This is a genomic window from Kordiimonas gwangyangensis DSM 19435 = JCM 12864 (assembly GCF_000375545.1).
Classification (GTDB): domain Bacteria; phylum Pseudomonadota; class Alphaproteobacteria; order Sphingomonadales; family Kordiimonadaceae; genus Kordiimonas; species Kordiimonas gwangyangensis.
Window position 1 is genome coordinate 581,649 of the sequence record NZ_AQXF01000001.1, and the last position, 15,764, is coordinate 597,412.

The window sequence follows — 15,764 nt, forward strand, 5'->3', positions numbered from 1 at the left end:
GATCAATATTCGACGGAGCGAACGTCCACCACTTCCGGCACATAGTATTTGAGCAGGTTCTCAATACCGTGCTTGAGCGTGATCGTGGAACTGGGGCAACCCGCGCATGCGCCTTGCATCTGCAAGTACACCACGCCTTCCTTGAAGCCGCGATAGATAATGTCACCACCATCGCCAGCAACAGCAGGGCGGATTTTCTCATCAAGCAGTGTCTTGATCTGCTCAACGATATCGGCGTCGGCATCGTCCTCATCTACAGCGAGTTCAGGTGCGGGACCTTCAATGTCATGCATCACCGGCGCGCCAGAGGAGAAGAATTGCATGAGCGCCGCCAGCACGGACGGCTTGATATCCTGCCATTCGCTTTCGGTCGCTTTGGTGATGGTCACAAAATCGGAACCAAGGAAAACGCCCTTCACACCATCAAGCGCAAACATGGCTTCTGCAAGCGGTGACGCATCCGCACCTTCAGGGGATGCAAAGTTGGCGGTTCCGGTCTCCAGTACAGCGCGGCCCGGCAGGAATTTGAGAGTATCCGGGTTCGGGGTGACTTCGGTTTCGATAAACATGACTAAATCCTTCTTGATTTAGCCTCCATGTGGGCGCTCGGGCCCTGAAGGTCAAGCAAAATCAGGTTAAATATGGCTCAGCTTTTCTAAACAGGCATGGAGCGGCGAGCGGTTACCAACCACACGGCAGATCACCAGCGCACCCTGTATCTGTTCAAGAGACTGCCGCGCCCATGCCTCAGGGTTGGATAACCCCGCCTCAGTTGTGGCCCGCGCGAGGCCCTTGGTCCATGCGTCCACCGCGGCTTTGATTTGGCTACCAAAAAGCGTACGCCCTTCACCAAGCAGCAGGCTGTTCATCAGGCATACCGGCACATCGCCATCGTAATATTCTGTGACACCCCTGAGGGACAACTGTAGCCTTTCCTGCCCGGCCTTGGCGGACGCAAGCGGCGCAAGAACAAGGCGTTGAAGCCGCGCGCCCGAGTGTGCAAGCGCTTGAGCGGCAATCTGTTCCTTGCCACCGGGGAAGTGGTGATAGAGGCTGGCTTTCGAAAGCTCAACAGAATCCGCGAGCAGAGACAGGCTTGCCCCCTCATACCCATAGGTCTTGAAGACAGAGACAAACCGTTCCGCCATTGCAGTCCGTGAATATTTGGCGATGCGTGGCAAAACACCCTCCCGCAGTTGATGCACCAATACTAACCAATCGTTCGGTTAAAATAAACGGTCGAATACCGCCACATGGCAAAAAGGCGGTGTTTCGCAACTTTGCCCCAATTCAAAGCCATGGTAAAACACGCTTCATGGTCAAGAAGGACAGTACCCGCGTGAGTAAAAAACCAACCCCGAAGAAACCGGCGGCAACGCCAACGTCCGGGAAGAAAAAAGCACCAACAGGCGGCAAAGCATCATCGTCCCGCAAGCAAATGGGTGTGCAGTCTGAAAAACAACCGCCCAAGCGCCGGGCGCGCCGGGTGGTGTACGGCCTGTCCGTGGCCGCGGTCTGGAGTTTCATGCTGGGTCTTGTCACGCTCGCTTTCCTTGCCCTTGACCTGCCGGACCTTGATAACCTGCCCGCACCGGGTGCAGCGGACCAAGCTGTCGTCATCAAGGCCGCGAACGGTGCAACGCTTGTGACCCAAGGCCCCATTTACGGGGACTGGATACCGGCAAGCGAGGCACCTGATGCCATCATCCGTGCTTTCCTCGCAGTCGAAGACCGGTATTTCTTTGAACACGCTGGCATCGATTTCCGCGGCCTTGGTCGCGCTGTAATCTCGAACGTGCAGGCCGGGCGTGTGCGCGCGGGCGGCAGCACCATCACACAGCAGTTGGCCAAAAACCTGTTCCTGTCGAACGAACGCACCATCAAGCGCAAGGCACAGGAACTGCTGCTCGCCTTCTGGCTCGAGCAGAAGTTCACCAAGGAACAAATCCTGACCCTCTACCTGAACCGGGTGTATTTTGGTGGCGGCGCGTATGGCATTGATGCGGCATCGCGCAAGTTCTTTGGCCATAGTGCGACCACGCTTTCGGTTGCAGAATCCGCCCTGCTCGCGGGTCTCGTAAAGGCACCTTCATCGCTGGCGCCACACATCAACCCGGACGGCGCGTGGGAACGTGCCCGTGTCGTGCTGGGCGCCATGGCCGATACCGGCGCGCTGACCCCGGAAGCCGCCGACAAGATCAAAAAACAGCCCCCCCGTATCATGGGTGCGGTCTCTGGCCGCGATGTGCGATATTTCACTGACTGGGTTCTCAGCCAAACAAGCGAGGTGGCACCCGCCTCCAAAGGCAAATCCCTCGTCATCTACACCACGCTGGACCCCGGCGTGCAGCGTGCCGCCGCCATGGCGCTTGAGCGCGGCTTATCGGGCGAGGGAAAAAAACGCGGTGCAAGCCAGGGCGCGATCGTGGCGCTAGACCATGACGGCGCCGTACGCGCCATGGTGGGCGGCGAAAATTACGGCAAAAGCCAGTATAACCGCGCCGTGCAAGCACTGAGGCAGCCGGGCTCCGCCTTCAAGCTGTTCTCATATCTGGCTGCGCTCGAATCCGGTATCGACCCAAACGACAGGTTCATAGACCGCGAAATCAATATCGACGGCTGGTCGCCCAAAAACTACACCGGCATATTTAACGGCGAGATGGAACTGCATGAGGCCTTCGCACGCTCGATCAACACCGTCGCCGTGCAGGTAGCCGAGGAAGCGGGCCGGGAAAAAGTCGCCGCCATGGCGAAACGCCTTGGCATCAGCACATCGGTTATGCCGCTCGCCAGCTTGCCGCTGGGCACCGAGGAAGTGAAACTCCTGGATCTCGCTGGTGCTTATGCCGCTGTCGCGAATGGCGGCTTTGAAGCACACCCCTACGGCATTGTGGAGGTGACCACCCTTGAAGGGCAGGTCATTTACCGGCGTACGCCAGTGAATCCGCGTGCGGTACTGTCCTACAAAGTGGTTGAAGACATGACAGCCATGCTGGGCGAGGTGGTGCAATCCGGCTCAGGCCGCAACGCGCGCATTGACCGCCCCGTTGGCGGCAAGACCGGCACGTCGCAAGATAGTCGCGATGCCGTGTTTGCTGGTTTCTCAAGCGACATGACCGCTGCCGTGTGGGTTGGTAATGATGACGGCACCCCCATGAAAGACGTAACGGGTGGCGGTTTGCCCGCGCGTGTGTGGGCAGACTTCATGATTGAGGCCCACGCGGGTGCGCCGGTGCGCCCGCTGCTGGCCGACGCAGGGCTTTACCGTGCCGCCGCGAGCGACGACAACGAGCATGAAGACCTGAAAAAGCAGAAAAAGAAAAAGAGCTTCCTCAGTCGCTTGTTCGGCAACTGACAAGGCTTTATCAATATTCACCTGAATGGATGATTTTCCCGGGAGAGGTTGATGTCAGTTGATGCGTTCATGGCCAAGCTTGAACACCCGCGTAAGGCGGAAATTGAAGAACTGCGCGCTATGCTTCTTGCGCTCAATCCCGATATCACCGAGCAGGTGAAATGGAATGCGCCCAGTTTCTGTGTGGACGGCGACGACCGCATAACCCTGCGCATTCAGCCCAAGGGCCAGGTGCAGGTTATTTTACACCGCGGCGCTAAAGCCAAGACGCCAGCCGATTTCGCGTTTGAAGACACGGATGGCATTGCCAAATGGGCAGCGCTAGACCGCGGCATTGTGGACTTCCGCGACCGGGCCGACTTTGATGCCCGAAAGGAAGCGTTCCGTCAGCTGGCGACACGCTGGATAGACGCAACCCGCTAGCCACTGCGGCATATGGTCCGCCCATCTTGCACCGGGACGCTCGCGCTGCCATATGCAGTCGCGGAAAGAGAAACACCATGCCGACGGCCACACATACACCGCTAGACCGCGCCATCATTCACCACTTTGTGGTGGAGTTTTACGCGCGGCTCAGGAAACACCCGGAACTGGGCCCTATTTTTGAACGCCGGTTAGGGGGCGCGTGGGACAGCCACATGGAACGGCTGACCGATTTCTGGATGACCATGCTGGGCGGCGGCACATTATACCGCGGCAATCCTTTTGACGTTCACCGCAAAATTGAGGAAATGGCTGAGCATCAGTTTGATGACTGGCTGGCCCTGTTTGAGGCCGCGGCCAAAGACACGCTGCCCGCAAACCTCGCGAACCAAGCGACCGAGAAAGCCCACCGCATTGCCAACAGTCTCAAGATGGGGCTGTTCTACCGCCCCCAAGGCCTCAATCAAACCGCACCTTGAAGAGCGCCTGACCGTTCTTTGATTTCAGCCACTTCCGGCTGCGGTCAAATTCGGGGCAACAGCGCATCACATGCGACCAGAAACGCGGGCTGTGGTTCATCTCCAGAAGATGCGCCACCTCGTGTGCGGCAACATAATCGAGCACCTCATCTGGCGCCATGATAAGCCGCCAATTGAACTTGAGGGTGCGCGCGCTCGAACAGCTTCCCCAACGGCTGCGCATGTCGCCAATGCCGATGCGGGTGAAATGGGTGCCCAGGGTCTCCGCGTGTCGCTCGCTCGCGGTTTGCACTTGCGCACGCGCTTCCGCCTTCAGCCAAGTGAGCAGACGTTTTCCGGCAAGATCACTTGGGCCACCTACCACAAGGCGATCACCCTCAAGCACCACACGGCGCGGGCTGGTGCCCGTGAATTCAAGCTGCAAGGACCGCCCGCGGAAGTGAATGTGGTTGCCGTCTTCCACCTGTTCGGCCCGTGTCTGCGCGGCGCGGGTTTTGGTGAGCCATGCACTGTTTTCATCCATGAAGCGCACAGCGGAGCGCACAGACGCCCGCTTGGGCACGGTGAGCTTCACGTCACCAGTCATATCGCAGATGCGCAGGATCATGCGTTTGGCGCTGGCACTGCGCCGAATACGGACTGGCACCTCTTCACCTGCGAGGGTGATGCTTTCAGGATCACTTGCCCTTAGCTTCAGCACGTGCGGCCGCCCTTTGCGCTTTTTTCGCCTCCATCCAGCGCCAAAGCTGGGGGTGACCCACATTCTCGGACAGGTGGATGTTTGCCAGCTTGGTGCCTGCCATATAGCCAAGATATGCGGTGATGAAGTTCACCCAGATGTGGGCATTGCTGGTGCCGTCGCCGTCCCAATACTGGAACCAGAGGATGGCGGAAACAAAGTTCATCACGCTGTTGATGATGAAATTAACGATCAGTTCGATGGTGATGCTGAAGTGCCAGTTGGCGGGATCGAGCATCTTGATGATGAAGCCAAAAACTTCTTTCAGTTCAATAATGAAATAGGTGTAGAAGGCGGCTGTGCCGTAGAAGCCACCGCCAAAGGTCATCCACTTCTTGAGGGCGAAGTTGGTTTCTTTTTCCTTCTTTTCCTTCCGCGTTTTCTTGAGTGTTTTCAGCTTGAGGTCGAGATCCTTACGGTCGCCGAAAGGCTCGATCTTGCCGGAATAGAGCATCCATCCAAGTAGCAGATAGGCCGTGATCGCCACCGGGATCATGACCTGGAAAATCGAAGAAATTATCGCACCAAACATCTAGTCCCCCTGAGATGCCAGTTGGATGCCGTTCTGTCAGGCTGGCCAGTCCACCAAGTGGTCTTCATAGTCGCCGGCCACCCGCTCATCCACCGCGCGGCCTTTCACTGAATGGCCAGCTTCATGCACACTTTCACGCCTGCCCGAAATCAGCGGATGCCAGTCAAAAAGCTCCTTCCCTTCATATAAGAGACGGTAAGCGCATGTGGAAGGCATCCATGGCAATTTATCCAGCAAATCCGGGCTCATGACCACGCAGTTGCCAACATAACGCTGGCGAACGAGATATTTGCCACAGCTGGTGTTTTCCGGGTCAAGGAAGCGGCAGGCGATATCCGTATAATGGATTTCGCCGGTATCTTCGTCCTCAAGCTTGTGCAGGCAGCATTTCCCGCACCCGTCACACAGGCTTTCCCACTCCTCGCGAGTCATGTCCTGAAGCGACTTTTCTTTCCAGAAGCTCATTTACGGGCTTTCTCCAGCACCGGCTTGAGCGCGGCGGCTATATCGCTTGGCTGGTCCTTGGCGGAGAACAGGCGCACATAGTCGCCGTCAGGGCCCATGACAAAGATGAACGACTGGTGGTCCATCAAATAGCCTTCGATACCGTCCTGCTGGCGCTTTTTGAAATAGACGCGGTATTTTTTCGCCACGTCCTGAATTTCTTCCATCGTGCCGGTGAGCGCGATCAGGCTTGGGTGGAAATCCTGCACATAGCTGGCGAGCGCTTCGACCGTGTCCCGCTCCGGGTCGACGGTGATGAAAAGCGGCTGCAGCGGTGCGGTATTATACCCTTCTTCCTCAAGCATGTTGAGGCCAGCGGTCATTTTGGCGAGTTCAAGCGGGCAAACGTCCGGACAGAAGCTGTAACCAAAATAGATGAGCATGTATTTACCGCGAAAATCACTATTGGACATACGGTCACCCGTATGCGCGGTCAGCGTAAAGTCTCCGCCGAGGCGATCTGTCGCCTCTTGGCTATTTACAAAACGCTGAGCCAGTAGAAAAATTGCGACCGCAACGACGGCTGCCCAGGCCACAATGCGTATTACTTTCATGCCACATCTCCATAATTTGATCGCCCGCCCACAGAAAAACGAGGCCAAGGGGCTTGTGATCATGGGGTTGTTATAGAAATATGCAGGACAGATGTCACCTTGCATGCGGCATTTTTATCGCCGAATGACAAACAATTGAAAACGGAGTACCTGATGTTAGCGATCAAACGCACCCTCTTGCTTGCCTTCTTCGCACTGGGCCTTGGCGCTGCCACGGTCCCGGTCATGGCAATCAATCCACAATATGACCTTCTCAAAGCTGTGGAAGAGGATGACATTAATGAAGCGACAGATCTGCTGACCAAAGGCGCAAATCCTGACACCCGCCGTCGCAGCGACCAGATTCCCGCCATCCTCATCGCCGCCGAGAAGGGCAACCTTGCCATGCTCAAGCTGCTGCTTGACCACCGCGCGAACCCTGACCTTGCGGACCGCACCCGCGGTGTAACAGCGCTGATGAAGCGCGCTATTGCAGGCGATACTGCGGGGCTTCAACTGCTGCTGTCCTATAAAGCCGACCCGAATCGCGCTGACATCGGCCAGGAAACGGCCCTCATCAAAGCTGTGCGCAGCCGTAAAACCAAAGCGGTTGAAGTATTGCTTGAGGCCGGTGCCGACCCCAACGTGCAGGACCTGACCGGCAAGACCGCGCTGGAATACGCCAAGCTTGACCGCAACCGCCGCCTGGTGAAGGCGTTAGAAGACGCGGGGGCCACGTATTAACGAGCTTTCGGCCATTCACCAAAGTCCCTACCTGACCTGGCTATTTCTGTTTGGGCTGGGTCTGCTTCTTGATCTTGTTATTGGCGGCAAAGGCGGCCTTGGTCGCCTGCCCCATGTGGACACCCTTCTGGGATTGTTGTTTGCGCCGGTCGCCAAACGGCTTGATCGCGCGCAGCGCAGCCCACAGGCACTGATGTGGCGCGCGGTCCTTGCGCAGTGTGTTTTCCTGCCGCTCGCGTTCATCATCGGCGTATACCTGAACGCCTTCGTGGCGTTACCGTATATAGGCCCACCGGTTGCGGCGCTCATACTTGCCCGCACGATTGCGTTCCGTAGTGCTTGGGACAACGGCCAATCGGTCGCCATAATGGCCGAAGCTGCCCGAGGATGGACAGAGACCATAACCCATACCCTCGCACGGGATTGGCTCAGCACTGCTGTGCTTTTTACGCTCGGCGGTTTTGCTTTGTGGCTGCCCTTTCGTTTCCTCAGCGCCGTGACAAACCAGCGTGAGCGTACCGGCACCACAAAACCATCAAGCCATTTCGAGCGCGCATTCATCCCGCTGTTTGACCTCGCGGCGCTCATGGGCAGCATATGGGCGGCATTGTTGTTTGCCTTCAGCACCATCTTTGTGCCCGGCACACAGCTCACCGCCATCGCAGGATTCGCGGCAGTGCGCCTTCGTGGCATTTTGTCACGCGTCATTCCGCTGACAGTTGTGGCATATGCACTCAACTTCTCTTTTGCCACGCGCAGCAAGAGGAGTGACGGTGCATCCACATGGATCGGGCCAAAGCAGGGACGGGCAAAGCTGACGAGCGATGACCTGCGCCTCGCGCATAAACTGATGCTCACAGCCTGTGGGCTCAGTTTTGTGACAATGGCGATGCTTGGCCTTATCCTGATGGTGTATGCTACCGGCCGTTAGGTAGGGGACAGTTTATGACCGCGTATGAGCGGGATACGGACGAGCTTATTCTGGTCGACCTCGAGACACCGCATGGTGGCGGGGTCCGGCTCGGTACCCTTGTGCTTATCCGCTGGATGGCAGTTGCGGGGCAGTTGCTCGCCCTCCTGATCGTGGGCTGGGGTCTGGATTTTGACCTCCACGTTCACCTGACCATCCCGATTGTGCTGGTCTCAGCGCTCCTGAACCTGTGGTTCTCCTTCCGCGCGGACCGGAACGCGCGGCTTGATGAAAAACAGTCGGCGGCGCATCTGGCCTTCGACCTCATTCACCTTTCGCTCCTTCTGTTTGTAACCGGTGGGCTTGCCAACCCCTTCGCGCTGCTGATGCTTGCGCCTACAAGCGTTTCGGCGTCTATCCTCGGCCAGCGCAGTACGAAATTCCTGATTGCCATCTCACTCGTACTCGTGACCGCGCTGGCATTCACGCCGTTCAAGCTGCCGTGGAAAGGCGAACCGCCGGAGCTGCCACCCGTGCTGCTCGCAGGCGTATGGGTTGCGCTTTGTTTCACGCTGGTATTCCTTGCGCTTTACATGGCGCGGGTCGGGCGCGAGGGGCGCCACCGCGCGCGCGCTCTTGCTGCCACCCAAACCGCGCTGGAGCAGGAACAAAGGCTCGCCGCACTGGGCACCCTTGCCGCAGCCGCAGCCCATGAGCTGGGCACACCGCTTGGGACCATCCTGCTGGCGGCCAAAGAACTGCTCGATACATGGGACGGAGACGATGCCACCCGCACTGACCTGGAACTGATCGTTGCCGAGACAAGCCGCTGCCGCGATATCCTCTCTGAGCTACGCGAACACCGAAAGGCTGGCTCCGCGAGCCACTTTACAGCCGTTGACCTTGAGGCCCTGCTCCGCGAGGCCGCGGGCCCCCATGAAGGACGCGGCATCCAGATCACTTATGCTGTCGTGGGCGAGGAACAACTCAAGGCCAAACGCTCGCCCGAGTTTATCCATGCTTTCCGCAATATTGTGGAAAATGCCGTAGGGTACGCCCGCAAGAAGGTGCAGGTCAGCGCCGGCTGGGATGACGATACTGTTTCCATCGCCGTAGTGGATGATGGTCCCGGCTTTGACCCCCAGATCATCAAACGGCTGGGCGAACCCTATGTGACCACCCGGCAACCCACACCGGGGCGGGATGGTGGCCTTGGGCTTGGCCTCTTTATTGCGAAAACCCTGCTGGAACGCTCGGGCGCGACGGTAGAATTTGGTACAGGCCCCGACGGCGGCGCCGAAATTTTGGTTGAATGGCCGCGTGAACGGCTGGAAAACAAGGACTGAAAGGTCCACAAGGTTAGAAGGACACGAGAATGCCAGACACGGACACAAGCGCACTTGAAAAAACCTTGCTGATTGTCGAGGACGACAAAGCTTTCCGCTCACGTCTCGCGCTGTCCATGGAGCGGCGCGGTTTCACAGTATATGCCGCTGAAGGCGTGGAAGAAGGTGCGGTGCTCGCGGCACACAACAGGCCACGCTTTGCAGTCGTCGACATGAAACTGCAGGACGGCAACGGCCTTGACCTTGTACCAAGCCTCCGCCAGATGCGCCCCGACATGCGGATTATTATCCTGACCGGCTACGGCAATATCGCAAGTGCTGTCGCCGCCGTGAAAGCCGGTGCTGTGGACTTCCTCGCCAAACCGGCGGACCCTGACCAGATCGCGGCTGCCCTCCTCACGCCTGAAGGGCAAACGCCGCCCATCCCGGAAAACCCCATGTCGGCCGACCGGGTGAAATGGGAACATATCCAGCGTGTGTATGAAATGTGCGACCGCAACGTGTCCGAGACCGCACGGCGGCTGAATATGCACCGCCGTACGCTGCAACGAATCCTCGCCAAGCGGTCTCCGCAATAAAACGGGCGCTAGACCTCAGTCATCGGATCGACGGCCTGGCCTTGGAACAGGGTGATGCCGAGAAGGTGGCCGAGGTCGATGTCCGTTTTGTCCTCGCAGCCATCCAGGATCACACGCGCCTTACCGACACGTTCGATCTTGTTCTGGATCGCCACTTCCGTCTTGCTGTTCAGCCAATCGCCAATACTGCCCATGGGTTTGAGGATTTTGACGAAGGCGGCCTGCATCGGCTCGACATCGAGCGACAGGAACGCAAGCGGATGAAGATTGCCCACAGAAATGCGGTAACCGAGCGCGATCACATGGCGGCTGGCTTCCTGATAGTCGACCGGGTTGGCCAGAATGTCGGTAGGACCAAATTCCAGAACAACCTTGGAACGTGGATGTTTCCCGAGTGATTTTTCAAACAGGTCAAAAGACGCCGAGAGAATCGAACCACTCGTCACCTTGATGCTCGACGCCATCGACACTTCGTTGCTCATGGACGGTGTGGATGCCAGCACCTGATGGGCAAGGTGATCCTCAAGATAACCGTAAAGCCAGCGATTTTCTGACAGTACGCGGCTGTTGGTCAGCAAGGTTTCATAGACCAGCGTGCGCGGCACAAACTTGTGCTCTAGCACCGGCATGGGCGGCGCATCGCCAAGAATGGCTTTCACAAGCTGCCGACGCAGCATCCCCGCAACATCCGCACCCTGCAGCGCTTTTGTGAGCGCAAATAGCATTTCAGGGTCGAGGTGCCGGTCCTGATATTCCTTGGGCAGCGGATTAACCGGCATCATGCGTACATGACTGGGGGTCCGCAGCACCACAGGCGCATCGGTATGCGCCGGGCGCCTGATCTTCTTGATCGGGCCTTCCATCGCCTGGCTTTCCGCTACGTTCGCCGCTTCGCCAAGCTGCAGCAAGGCGGCCAGCTGTTCGACATAGTCTTTGAATTCCTCATAAGACTCTTCGATATCGAACCAGACGACAAATTCGTCGCTCACCCCTTGCACAGGGTCGAGCGACGAAATGAGGGACGAATCGCGCAGCTTGCGCCGAATCGTATTCAGCGCGGGATCAATGTCATCAATGTTGGCGTCTTTGGTGATAAGCACGAGATCTGTGTTCGGCAGCGCGAACATGGTGGCACCAAAACGGGTGATCACACCGCGCAGCGCAGAGGCCGCAAACAGGCGGTAATGCTCTTCTCTGAAGTGTTTTTCGAGCGCAGACAGGCGGATATGAACAGCGCGCCGCGCCTCAGTATGGCGCCGCAACTGCTTCACATAATCGACCATACGGTCAAGGGCTGTAACTTCACTATTCACTTAGGATTTTCTGCCTTCGCAACCGAAACGTTTCCGCCGCGCATATTAGGAGCCAATTCTTAACTTAACCTGAAAACTTGCGCACACGGTGCAACCACCATGCCGTTTCATTGATCGAATAAACAGGTCTGTAATGTAAAATCTGCGTGTCCGGCAAGACGGCATCGATCTGGTTGTCGAGGATGAAATACTCCTCCCCCAACTTTACCGCCAAAATGGCATGGGCAACATTAAGGTTCTCATCCTGCAGGATCACGAGCCGCATGCTCTCTGGGTCGACACCCAGCCGCTTGAGCGTGATGTATTTGCTGATGGCGTAATCTTCACAGTCGCCATCCTTGAGGAAAAACTCGTCCGGCGTTGCCCAATAGTCGGGGATACCCCAGTTCACCGGATCGACAATATAAGCCGCGCGGTTCATATAGGCATTGACCTTGTCGAGCAGCTCGCGCTCCGGCGTTTCGCGGTTTTCCTCGATGAAGGCGTCCCATGCTTCGCGGCTGCACTGGATGCGGCCGAGGCCGCGGCAGCGGTCTTCCGCAGTGCCTTTTGGCGGGCTCGCATTATTGCGCGGCAGGTTGTAGCGCCGCCACATCTCGGTCCATTTGTCGAACTTGGTCATGTTGGTTGACCGCAGTTCCATGCTGCCAAACAGGCCCTTCGCCATCTGACCTGATGCCGCTGGTGCGAGCATAAGCCCGGCCCAGAGGAGTATCGACATCATCAGAAGTGAGAGGCGGCGCATAAAGTCCTGTACCGAAAAAGATTGAGCCAACGGCCTGAGCGGTTAAACATAAAGGCATGCCATCCATGTTCCAAGTGCTTCATGAAACTGATGATGCACATGACGCCCTTCAAAGGGATGAAGATATGGGATAAAAGGGCATCAAACCCATACATGAAAGGGGCAGTTTATGTCGGGTGAAGAGGGCAACAACAAATCCATTTTTGTGACAGGCGCCGTTATCGTCATTGTCGCAGCGCTTGGTTTCCTGGGCATCCTGAAGTTCGCATCCTCCGAGGCCGACCAGAATATGGCGCGCTGGCAGGACCGGCTCAATCTCGTTGCCGATAGCCGCGCGACGGAAGTTTCCGTGTGGCTGAACCGCTATCTCGCCAACGTTGAAAAACTGGCCGGTGACGCCACCATCCAGCTTTATGCCGGTGGCGGCATGGACGACATGCCGGAAGCGGCCGAAGGCCAGCGCGGTTATGTTTTTGCCCTTTTGTCTGCCGCGGCGGAACGCGACGGATTCCATGAAAAAACTGCCATCGACCAGCTTGCCGCCAATATCAAGCGCCCCCAGCGCGCCGGCCTTGCCATCCTGCGGTCTGACGGCAGCCCCATGGTTGCCACAAGCGGCATGCCGCTCCTGCGCCCCGGTGAATGGCCGTCTGACGCCCGCGGCTCCTTCATTGCCGTTGGCCCCCAACTTGAAGACAAAACACCGCTGGTGATTTTTGGCGCCCCCATAGTCGCGGACGAAGGCATGCTGGGCCGTGGTGAAGGCGTGAACTGGGTAATCGGTGCGCGTCCGCTTGATGGGGACTTCCTCAAAACGCTCGAACAGCCCGGTGCGGCCAGTAAAAGCGGGCAGACCTACATCGTTGTGCGCGGTGAAGGCAGCCTTGTCACCCCGCTCACGCCACTGGTGGAAGGCGGCCGTATTGGCGAAGCCCGGCAGGACGAAGCCGCCGCATTCGCGGCAGCAACACCCGGCGCTTTTGCCATTCATGATAATTACGCGGGCACCAATGTGCTGGTGACAGGCCGAGAGTTGGCCGCACCTGTACCGTGGGTACTCGTGCGCACGATCGCCGCGGATGAAGCGCTGGCCGAGATCAACGCCCGCCGCAACAGCATGATCATCACCCTCTCCATGGCGGCACTTTTTGTGCTCGCCGCCCTTGTGCTTGTGTGGCGGCACGGTGTGTCGCGCCGGCTTGAGGCCAGCTACCGCGAACAGGCGAGCCTTTCGAAACAGAACGAAAGCCTGAGCAAGTTCCTGCAAAGCGTGAGCGACAGCCAACCCACGGCAATCGCGGCACTGGATGACGATCTCAAGGTTCGTTTTGCCAACAAAAAGCTCGGTGAAGTGATCAACCTGCCGGTGGATGCACTGAATGACCGGCGGCTCGATACCGCATTCCCGAATGAGGTGGCGGATAAACTGCGCACGAAAGTGCGCGAGGCCGCAGCAGGGAGTGCAAATGAATTGCGCCTGCGCCTTGATCAAGATGGTGATGAGCGCATCTACCAGACCCAGCTCCTACCGCTCAATGCGGCGGGCGACCGCAACGCAAACGCGCTTCTCGTGATGCAGGATATCTCCTCTCTTGTGGCGGCGCAGGAACGATCAGAATCGCTCTTCAAACAGCTGGTCAGCACCCTGACCCAAATTATTGATGCGCGTGATCCTTGGTCCAAGCACCACTCGGTTCGTGTGGCAGATGTGGCAGGTGCCATCGCGCTTGAGATGGGCTGGGACGCAGATAGCGCGGAAGCTGTGCGCATCGCCGGGCAACTGGTGAACCTCGGCAAGATTTTTGTGCCGACTGAAATCCTGACCAAACAGGGGGCGCTTTCTGACGATGAGTTTGCGCTGGTGCGCGACAGCATGCAGAAGGGCGCGAGCCTTGTGGCTGGCCTTGATTTCAAAGGACCGGTTGCCGCCACCCTCGCGCAGATGCGCGAAAATTGGGACGGCAGTGGCGAACCAGACGGCCGCAAGGGTGATGAGATCGAACCGGGCGCACGCATTCTCTCTGTTGCGAACGCATTTGTCGGCATGGTTTCGGCGCGCGCGCACCGCTCAGGCCTCGGCTTCGACAAGGCGCTTGATATTCTCAACGGTGACGCGGGCAAGAAATACGAGCGCCGCACGGTCGCTGCACTTCAGAATATCCTTGAAAACAAGGGCGGACGTGAACGCTGGGCTGCCTATGCCGAGCTCGTCAAAGAAGGCTCGTAATACGGGGGGCGGCAGCCAGCGGCTTGATATCATCCGTTAGCCGCATGGCGCCAAGCCGTGCCATCTTGAGCGTCAAGGTTTTGCGTTTGGCGGCATTCACCACCCTGGTTGCCGCCGGGCGCACGATGTCCGCCCCATAAGCATCCGCGAGGATCACACCGGTCACCGATGGCAAACTGCCGTCTTCGTCCAGCACGGTTCGCGGAAAATCGCCGTCGACAGCAAAGAAGAATTCCTCACAGTAACTGAGGTATTCCTGCCATTTGCTATCGCTCCTGAAGTCAGCAAGGGAGGACTTCACCTCCACAATGATGGTGCGGCCTGCGCGGTCAAGCGCCACAATATCAGCGCGCCTACCGTTGGTGAGCGAGACCTCGGTCATGGGCGCGTACCCAAGCTCAAGCAAAAAGCGCATGGCGCCGCGTGTCACCTGTTCCGTACTGGTCATGCTGCAGGCCCCTAGTTTGCGAATCAGGCAAAAATGATGGCAAGCGAACTTCCGCGTCGCAACAAAAAAGAACAAATTAGGAACAAAAAGAAATGGCTCAGCTTTCGCTGGCGATGATTTCGCTCAGGCGGGTTTGCAGTGCCTGGCCCTTCTCGCCGCCGTCCCCCATGATGCGGTTCGCAAGCACGACTTCAAAAATGCGCACGTGGGCGTCAATCACTTTCGGGCTGATGGTGGCACCACCGTGTTTGATGTAGCGGCAAAGCGAGGTGCCCACACTGGTCATGAGGTCGAAGTTGAAGCTACTGCCCATGCCCTTGATGTTGTGGGACAAATCATAGATGCGGTCAGCGGCTTCTGAATTGCTGGGCTGGTTGTCTTCGAGGCTGTCGGCAATGGTGCGCAGCTCCGCGACGGCATCCCCCGTCCAGGTCAGGAACTGGCCAACCAATTCCTCGTCTTCGGCATATGTATAGTCGCTGTTATCGCTTGGCATCGGTCTTCTTCTGTCAAAGCCCCCTCGGTGTATTGTTATCAATTCTACAAAATTAACAAGACATTAGAGCCAAAATTGTGCTCGTCCGCAAAATCCCGGCAGTTTTACTTGCATTGCAGGTCATGCCTTAGATAAACCTTGGCAAACACGAGATTCGCAAGGAGCATACAGTGACGCCGAATGAAATCGCTCGGTTGCAGGCCTACCTGCAAGCGAAATTCAACAACAACATGCTGAAGCTGGTCCGCCGCCCGAAGGCAAAAGACTCGGTCGAGGTAGTTTTGGGCGAAGAGTTTCTGGGCGTTGTGTACCGGGACGAGGACGAGGGCGAGGTTTCCTACGCCATGTCCATCTGTGTTCTTGAGGAAGATTTGCCGCAGGTCTAACTGCGG

At 57.7% G+C, this 15,764-nt stretch carries 19 protein-coding genes; 9 read left to right on the forward strand and 10 right to left on the reverse strand.

The window, feature by feature from the left end; translation table 11 throughout:
• Positions 1 to 2: 2 nt before the first annotated feature.
• Complete coding sequence (locus B150_RS0102785) at positions 3 to 569, reverse strand: NifU family protein (protein ID WP_020398359.1); 567 nt, start codon at positions 567 to 569, stop codon at positions 3 to 5.
• 66 nt (positions 570 to 635) lie between these two features.
• The gene (locus tag B150_RS19490; RefSeq protein WP_051078124.1) at positions 636 to 1,181 is read right to left on the reverse strand and encodes a TetR/AcrR family transcriptional regulator; all 546 of its coding nucleotides are present in this window, start codon (positions 1,179 to 1,181) and stop codon (positions 636 to 638) included.
• Between the two features lie 158 nt (positions 1,182 to 1,339).
• Between B150_RS19490 and B150_RS19495 the strand changes: the two genes are divergently transcribed.
• The 3 genes from B150_RS19495 to B150_RS19500 all read left to right on the forward strand — a co-directional run bounded on the left by B150_RS19495 (position 1,340) and on the right by B150_RS19500 (position 4,257).
• Positions 1,340 to 3,355 (forward strand): transglycosylase domain-containing protein, encoded by a 2,016-nt coding sequence (locus tag B150_RS19495; protein WP_162139643.1) that lies wholly within the window; start codon positions 1,340 to 1,342, stop codon positions 3,353 to 3,355.
• Between the two features lie 51 nt (positions 3,356 to 3,406).
• A complete protein-coding gene (locus B150_RS0102800) occupies positions 3,407 to 3,778 on the forward strand; it encodes a DUF1801 domain-containing protein (protein ID WP_020398362.1) in 372 nt (123 codons plus the stop codon).
• A 77-nt stretch (positions 3,779 to 3,855) separates the two neighbouring features.
• Positions 3,856 to 4,257 (forward strand): group III truncated hemoglobin, encoded by a 402-nt coding sequence (locus tag B150_RS19500; RefSeq protein WP_020398363.1) that lies wholly within the window; start codon positions 3,856 to 3,858, stop codon positions 4,255 to 4,257.
• Here B150_RS19500 and B150_RS0102810 read toward each other — a convergent pair.
• The 4 genes from B150_RS0102810 to B150_RS0102825 are packed head-to-tail and all read right to left on the reverse strand — an operon-like array spanning position 4,238 to position 6,586.
• Positions 4,238 to 4,957 (reverse strand): M48 family metallopeptidase, encoded by a 720-nt coding sequence (locus B150_RS0102810; RefSeq protein ID WP_020398364.1) that lies wholly within the window; start codon positions 4,955 to 4,957, stop codon positions 4,238 to 4,240. The two genes, B150_RS19500 and B150_RS0102810, sit on opposite strands and share 20 nt — an antisense overlap.
• Positions 4,935 to 5,528, reverse strand: coding sequence for a hypothetical protein (locus tag B150_RS0102815; RefSeq protein ID WP_020398365.1), 594 nt, complete (start codon positions 5,526 to 5,528; stop codon positions 4,935 to 4,937). The genes B150_RS0102810 and B150_RS0102815 overlap by 23 nt, the downstream gene beginning before the upstream one ends.
• A gap of 36 nt (positions 5,529 to 5,564) precedes the next feature.
• On the reverse strand, positions 5,565 to 5,993 hold the full coding sequence (locus tag B150_RS0102820) for a YcgN family cysteine cluster protein (RefSeq protein ID WP_020398366.1): 429 nt from the start codon (positions 5,991 to 5,993) through the stop codon (positions 5,565 to 5,567).
• The gene (locus B150_RS0102825) at positions 5,990 to 6,586 is read right to left on the reverse strand and encodes an SCO family protein (RefSeq protein WP_020398367.1); all 597 of its coding nucleotides are present in this window, start codon (positions 6,584 to 6,586) and stop codon (positions 5,990 to 5,992) included. Before B150_RS0102825 ends, B150_RS0102820 begins: the two co-directional genes overlap by 4 nt.
• A 153-nt stretch (positions 6,587 to 6,739) precedes the next feature.
• Between B150_RS0102825 and B150_RS0102830 the strand changes: the two genes are divergently transcribed.
• The 4 genes from B150_RS0102830 (at position 6,740) to B150_RS0102845 (ending at position 10,143) form a co-directional block, all read left to right on the forward strand.
• Positions 6,740 to 7,309: an ankyrin repeat domain-containing protein gene (locus B150_RS0102830; RefSeq protein ID WP_020398368.1), complete on the forward strand. Its 570-nt coding sequence runs from the start codon at positions 6,740 to 6,742 to the stop codon at positions 7,307 to 7,309.
• A 115-nt stretch (positions 7,310 to 7,424) separates the two neighbouring features.
• Positions 7,425 to 8,240 (forward strand): hypothetical protein, encoded by an 816-nt coding sequence (locus B150_RS0102835; protein WP_020398369.1) that lies wholly within the window; start codon positions 7,425 to 7,427, stop codon positions 8,238 to 8,240.
• 14 nt (positions 8,241 to 8,254) lie between these two features.
• A complete protein-coding gene (locus B150_RS0102840) occupies positions 8,255 to 9,565 on the forward strand; it encodes an ActS/PrrB/RegB family redox-sensitive histidine kinase (protein ID WP_020398370.1) in 1,311 nt (436 codons plus the stop codon).
• Between the two features lie 29 nt (positions 9,566 to 9,594).
• Positions 9,595 to 10,143: an ActR/PrrA/RegA family redox response regulator transcription factor gene (locus tag B150_RS0102845; protein WP_020398371.1), complete on the forward strand. Its 549-nt coding sequence runs from the start codon at positions 9,595 to 9,597 to the stop codon at positions 10,141 to 10,143.
• Positions 10,144 to 10,151: 8 nt separating this feature from the next.
• Here the strand turns inward: B150_RS0102845 and B150_RS0102850 are convergent, their stop codons facing one another.
• Positions 10,152 to 11,456, reverse strand: a complete 1,305-nt coding sequence (locus B150_RS0102850) for a hypothetical protein (protein WP_020398372.1) — start codon at positions 11,454 to 11,456, stop codon at positions 10,152 to 10,154.
• Positions 11,457 to 11,520: 64 nt separating this feature from the next.
• On the reverse strand, positions 11,521 to 12,201 hold the full coding sequence (locus B150_RS19505) for a transglutaminase-like cysteine peptidase (protein WP_020398373.1): 681 nt from the start codon (positions 12,199 to 12,201) through the stop codon (positions 11,521 to 11,523).
• Positions 12,202 to 12,370: 169 nt separating this feature from the next.
• Between B150_RS19505 and B150_RS0102865 the strand changes: the two genes are divergently transcribed.
• Complete coding sequence (locus B150_RS0102865) at positions 12,371 to 14,428, forward strand: HD-GYP domain-containing protein (protein WP_020398375.1); 2,058 nt, start codon at positions 12,371 to 12,373, stop codon at positions 14,426 to 14,428.
• Here the strand turns inward: B150_RS0102865 and B150_RS0102870 are convergent.
• On the reverse strand, positions 14,412 to 14,876 hold the full coding sequence (locus tag B150_RS0102870) for an MmcB family DNA repair protein (RefSeq protein WP_020398376.1): 465 nt from the start codon (positions 14,874 to 14,876) through the stop codon (positions 14,412 to 14,414). The two genes, B150_RS0102865 and B150_RS0102870, sit on opposite strands and share 17 nt — an antisense overlap.
• Positions 14,877 to 14,973: 97 nt before the next feature.
• Positions 14,974 to 15,372: an Hpt domain-containing protein gene (locus B150_RS22070; protein WP_020398377.1), complete on the reverse strand. Its 399-nt coding sequence runs from the start codon at positions 15,370 to 15,372 to the stop codon at positions 14,974 to 14,976.
• Between the two features lie 170 nt (positions 15,373 to 15,542).
• On the opposite strand from B150_RS22070, the gene B150_RS0102880 reads away from it, so the two are divergent.
• Positions 15,543 to 15,758: a DUF3126 family protein gene (locus tag B150_RS0102880; protein WP_020398378.1), complete on the forward strand. Its 216-nt coding sequence runs from the start codon at positions 15,543 to 15,545 to the stop codon at positions 15,756 to 15,758.
• Positions 15,759 to 15,764 lie beyond the last annotated feature (6 nt).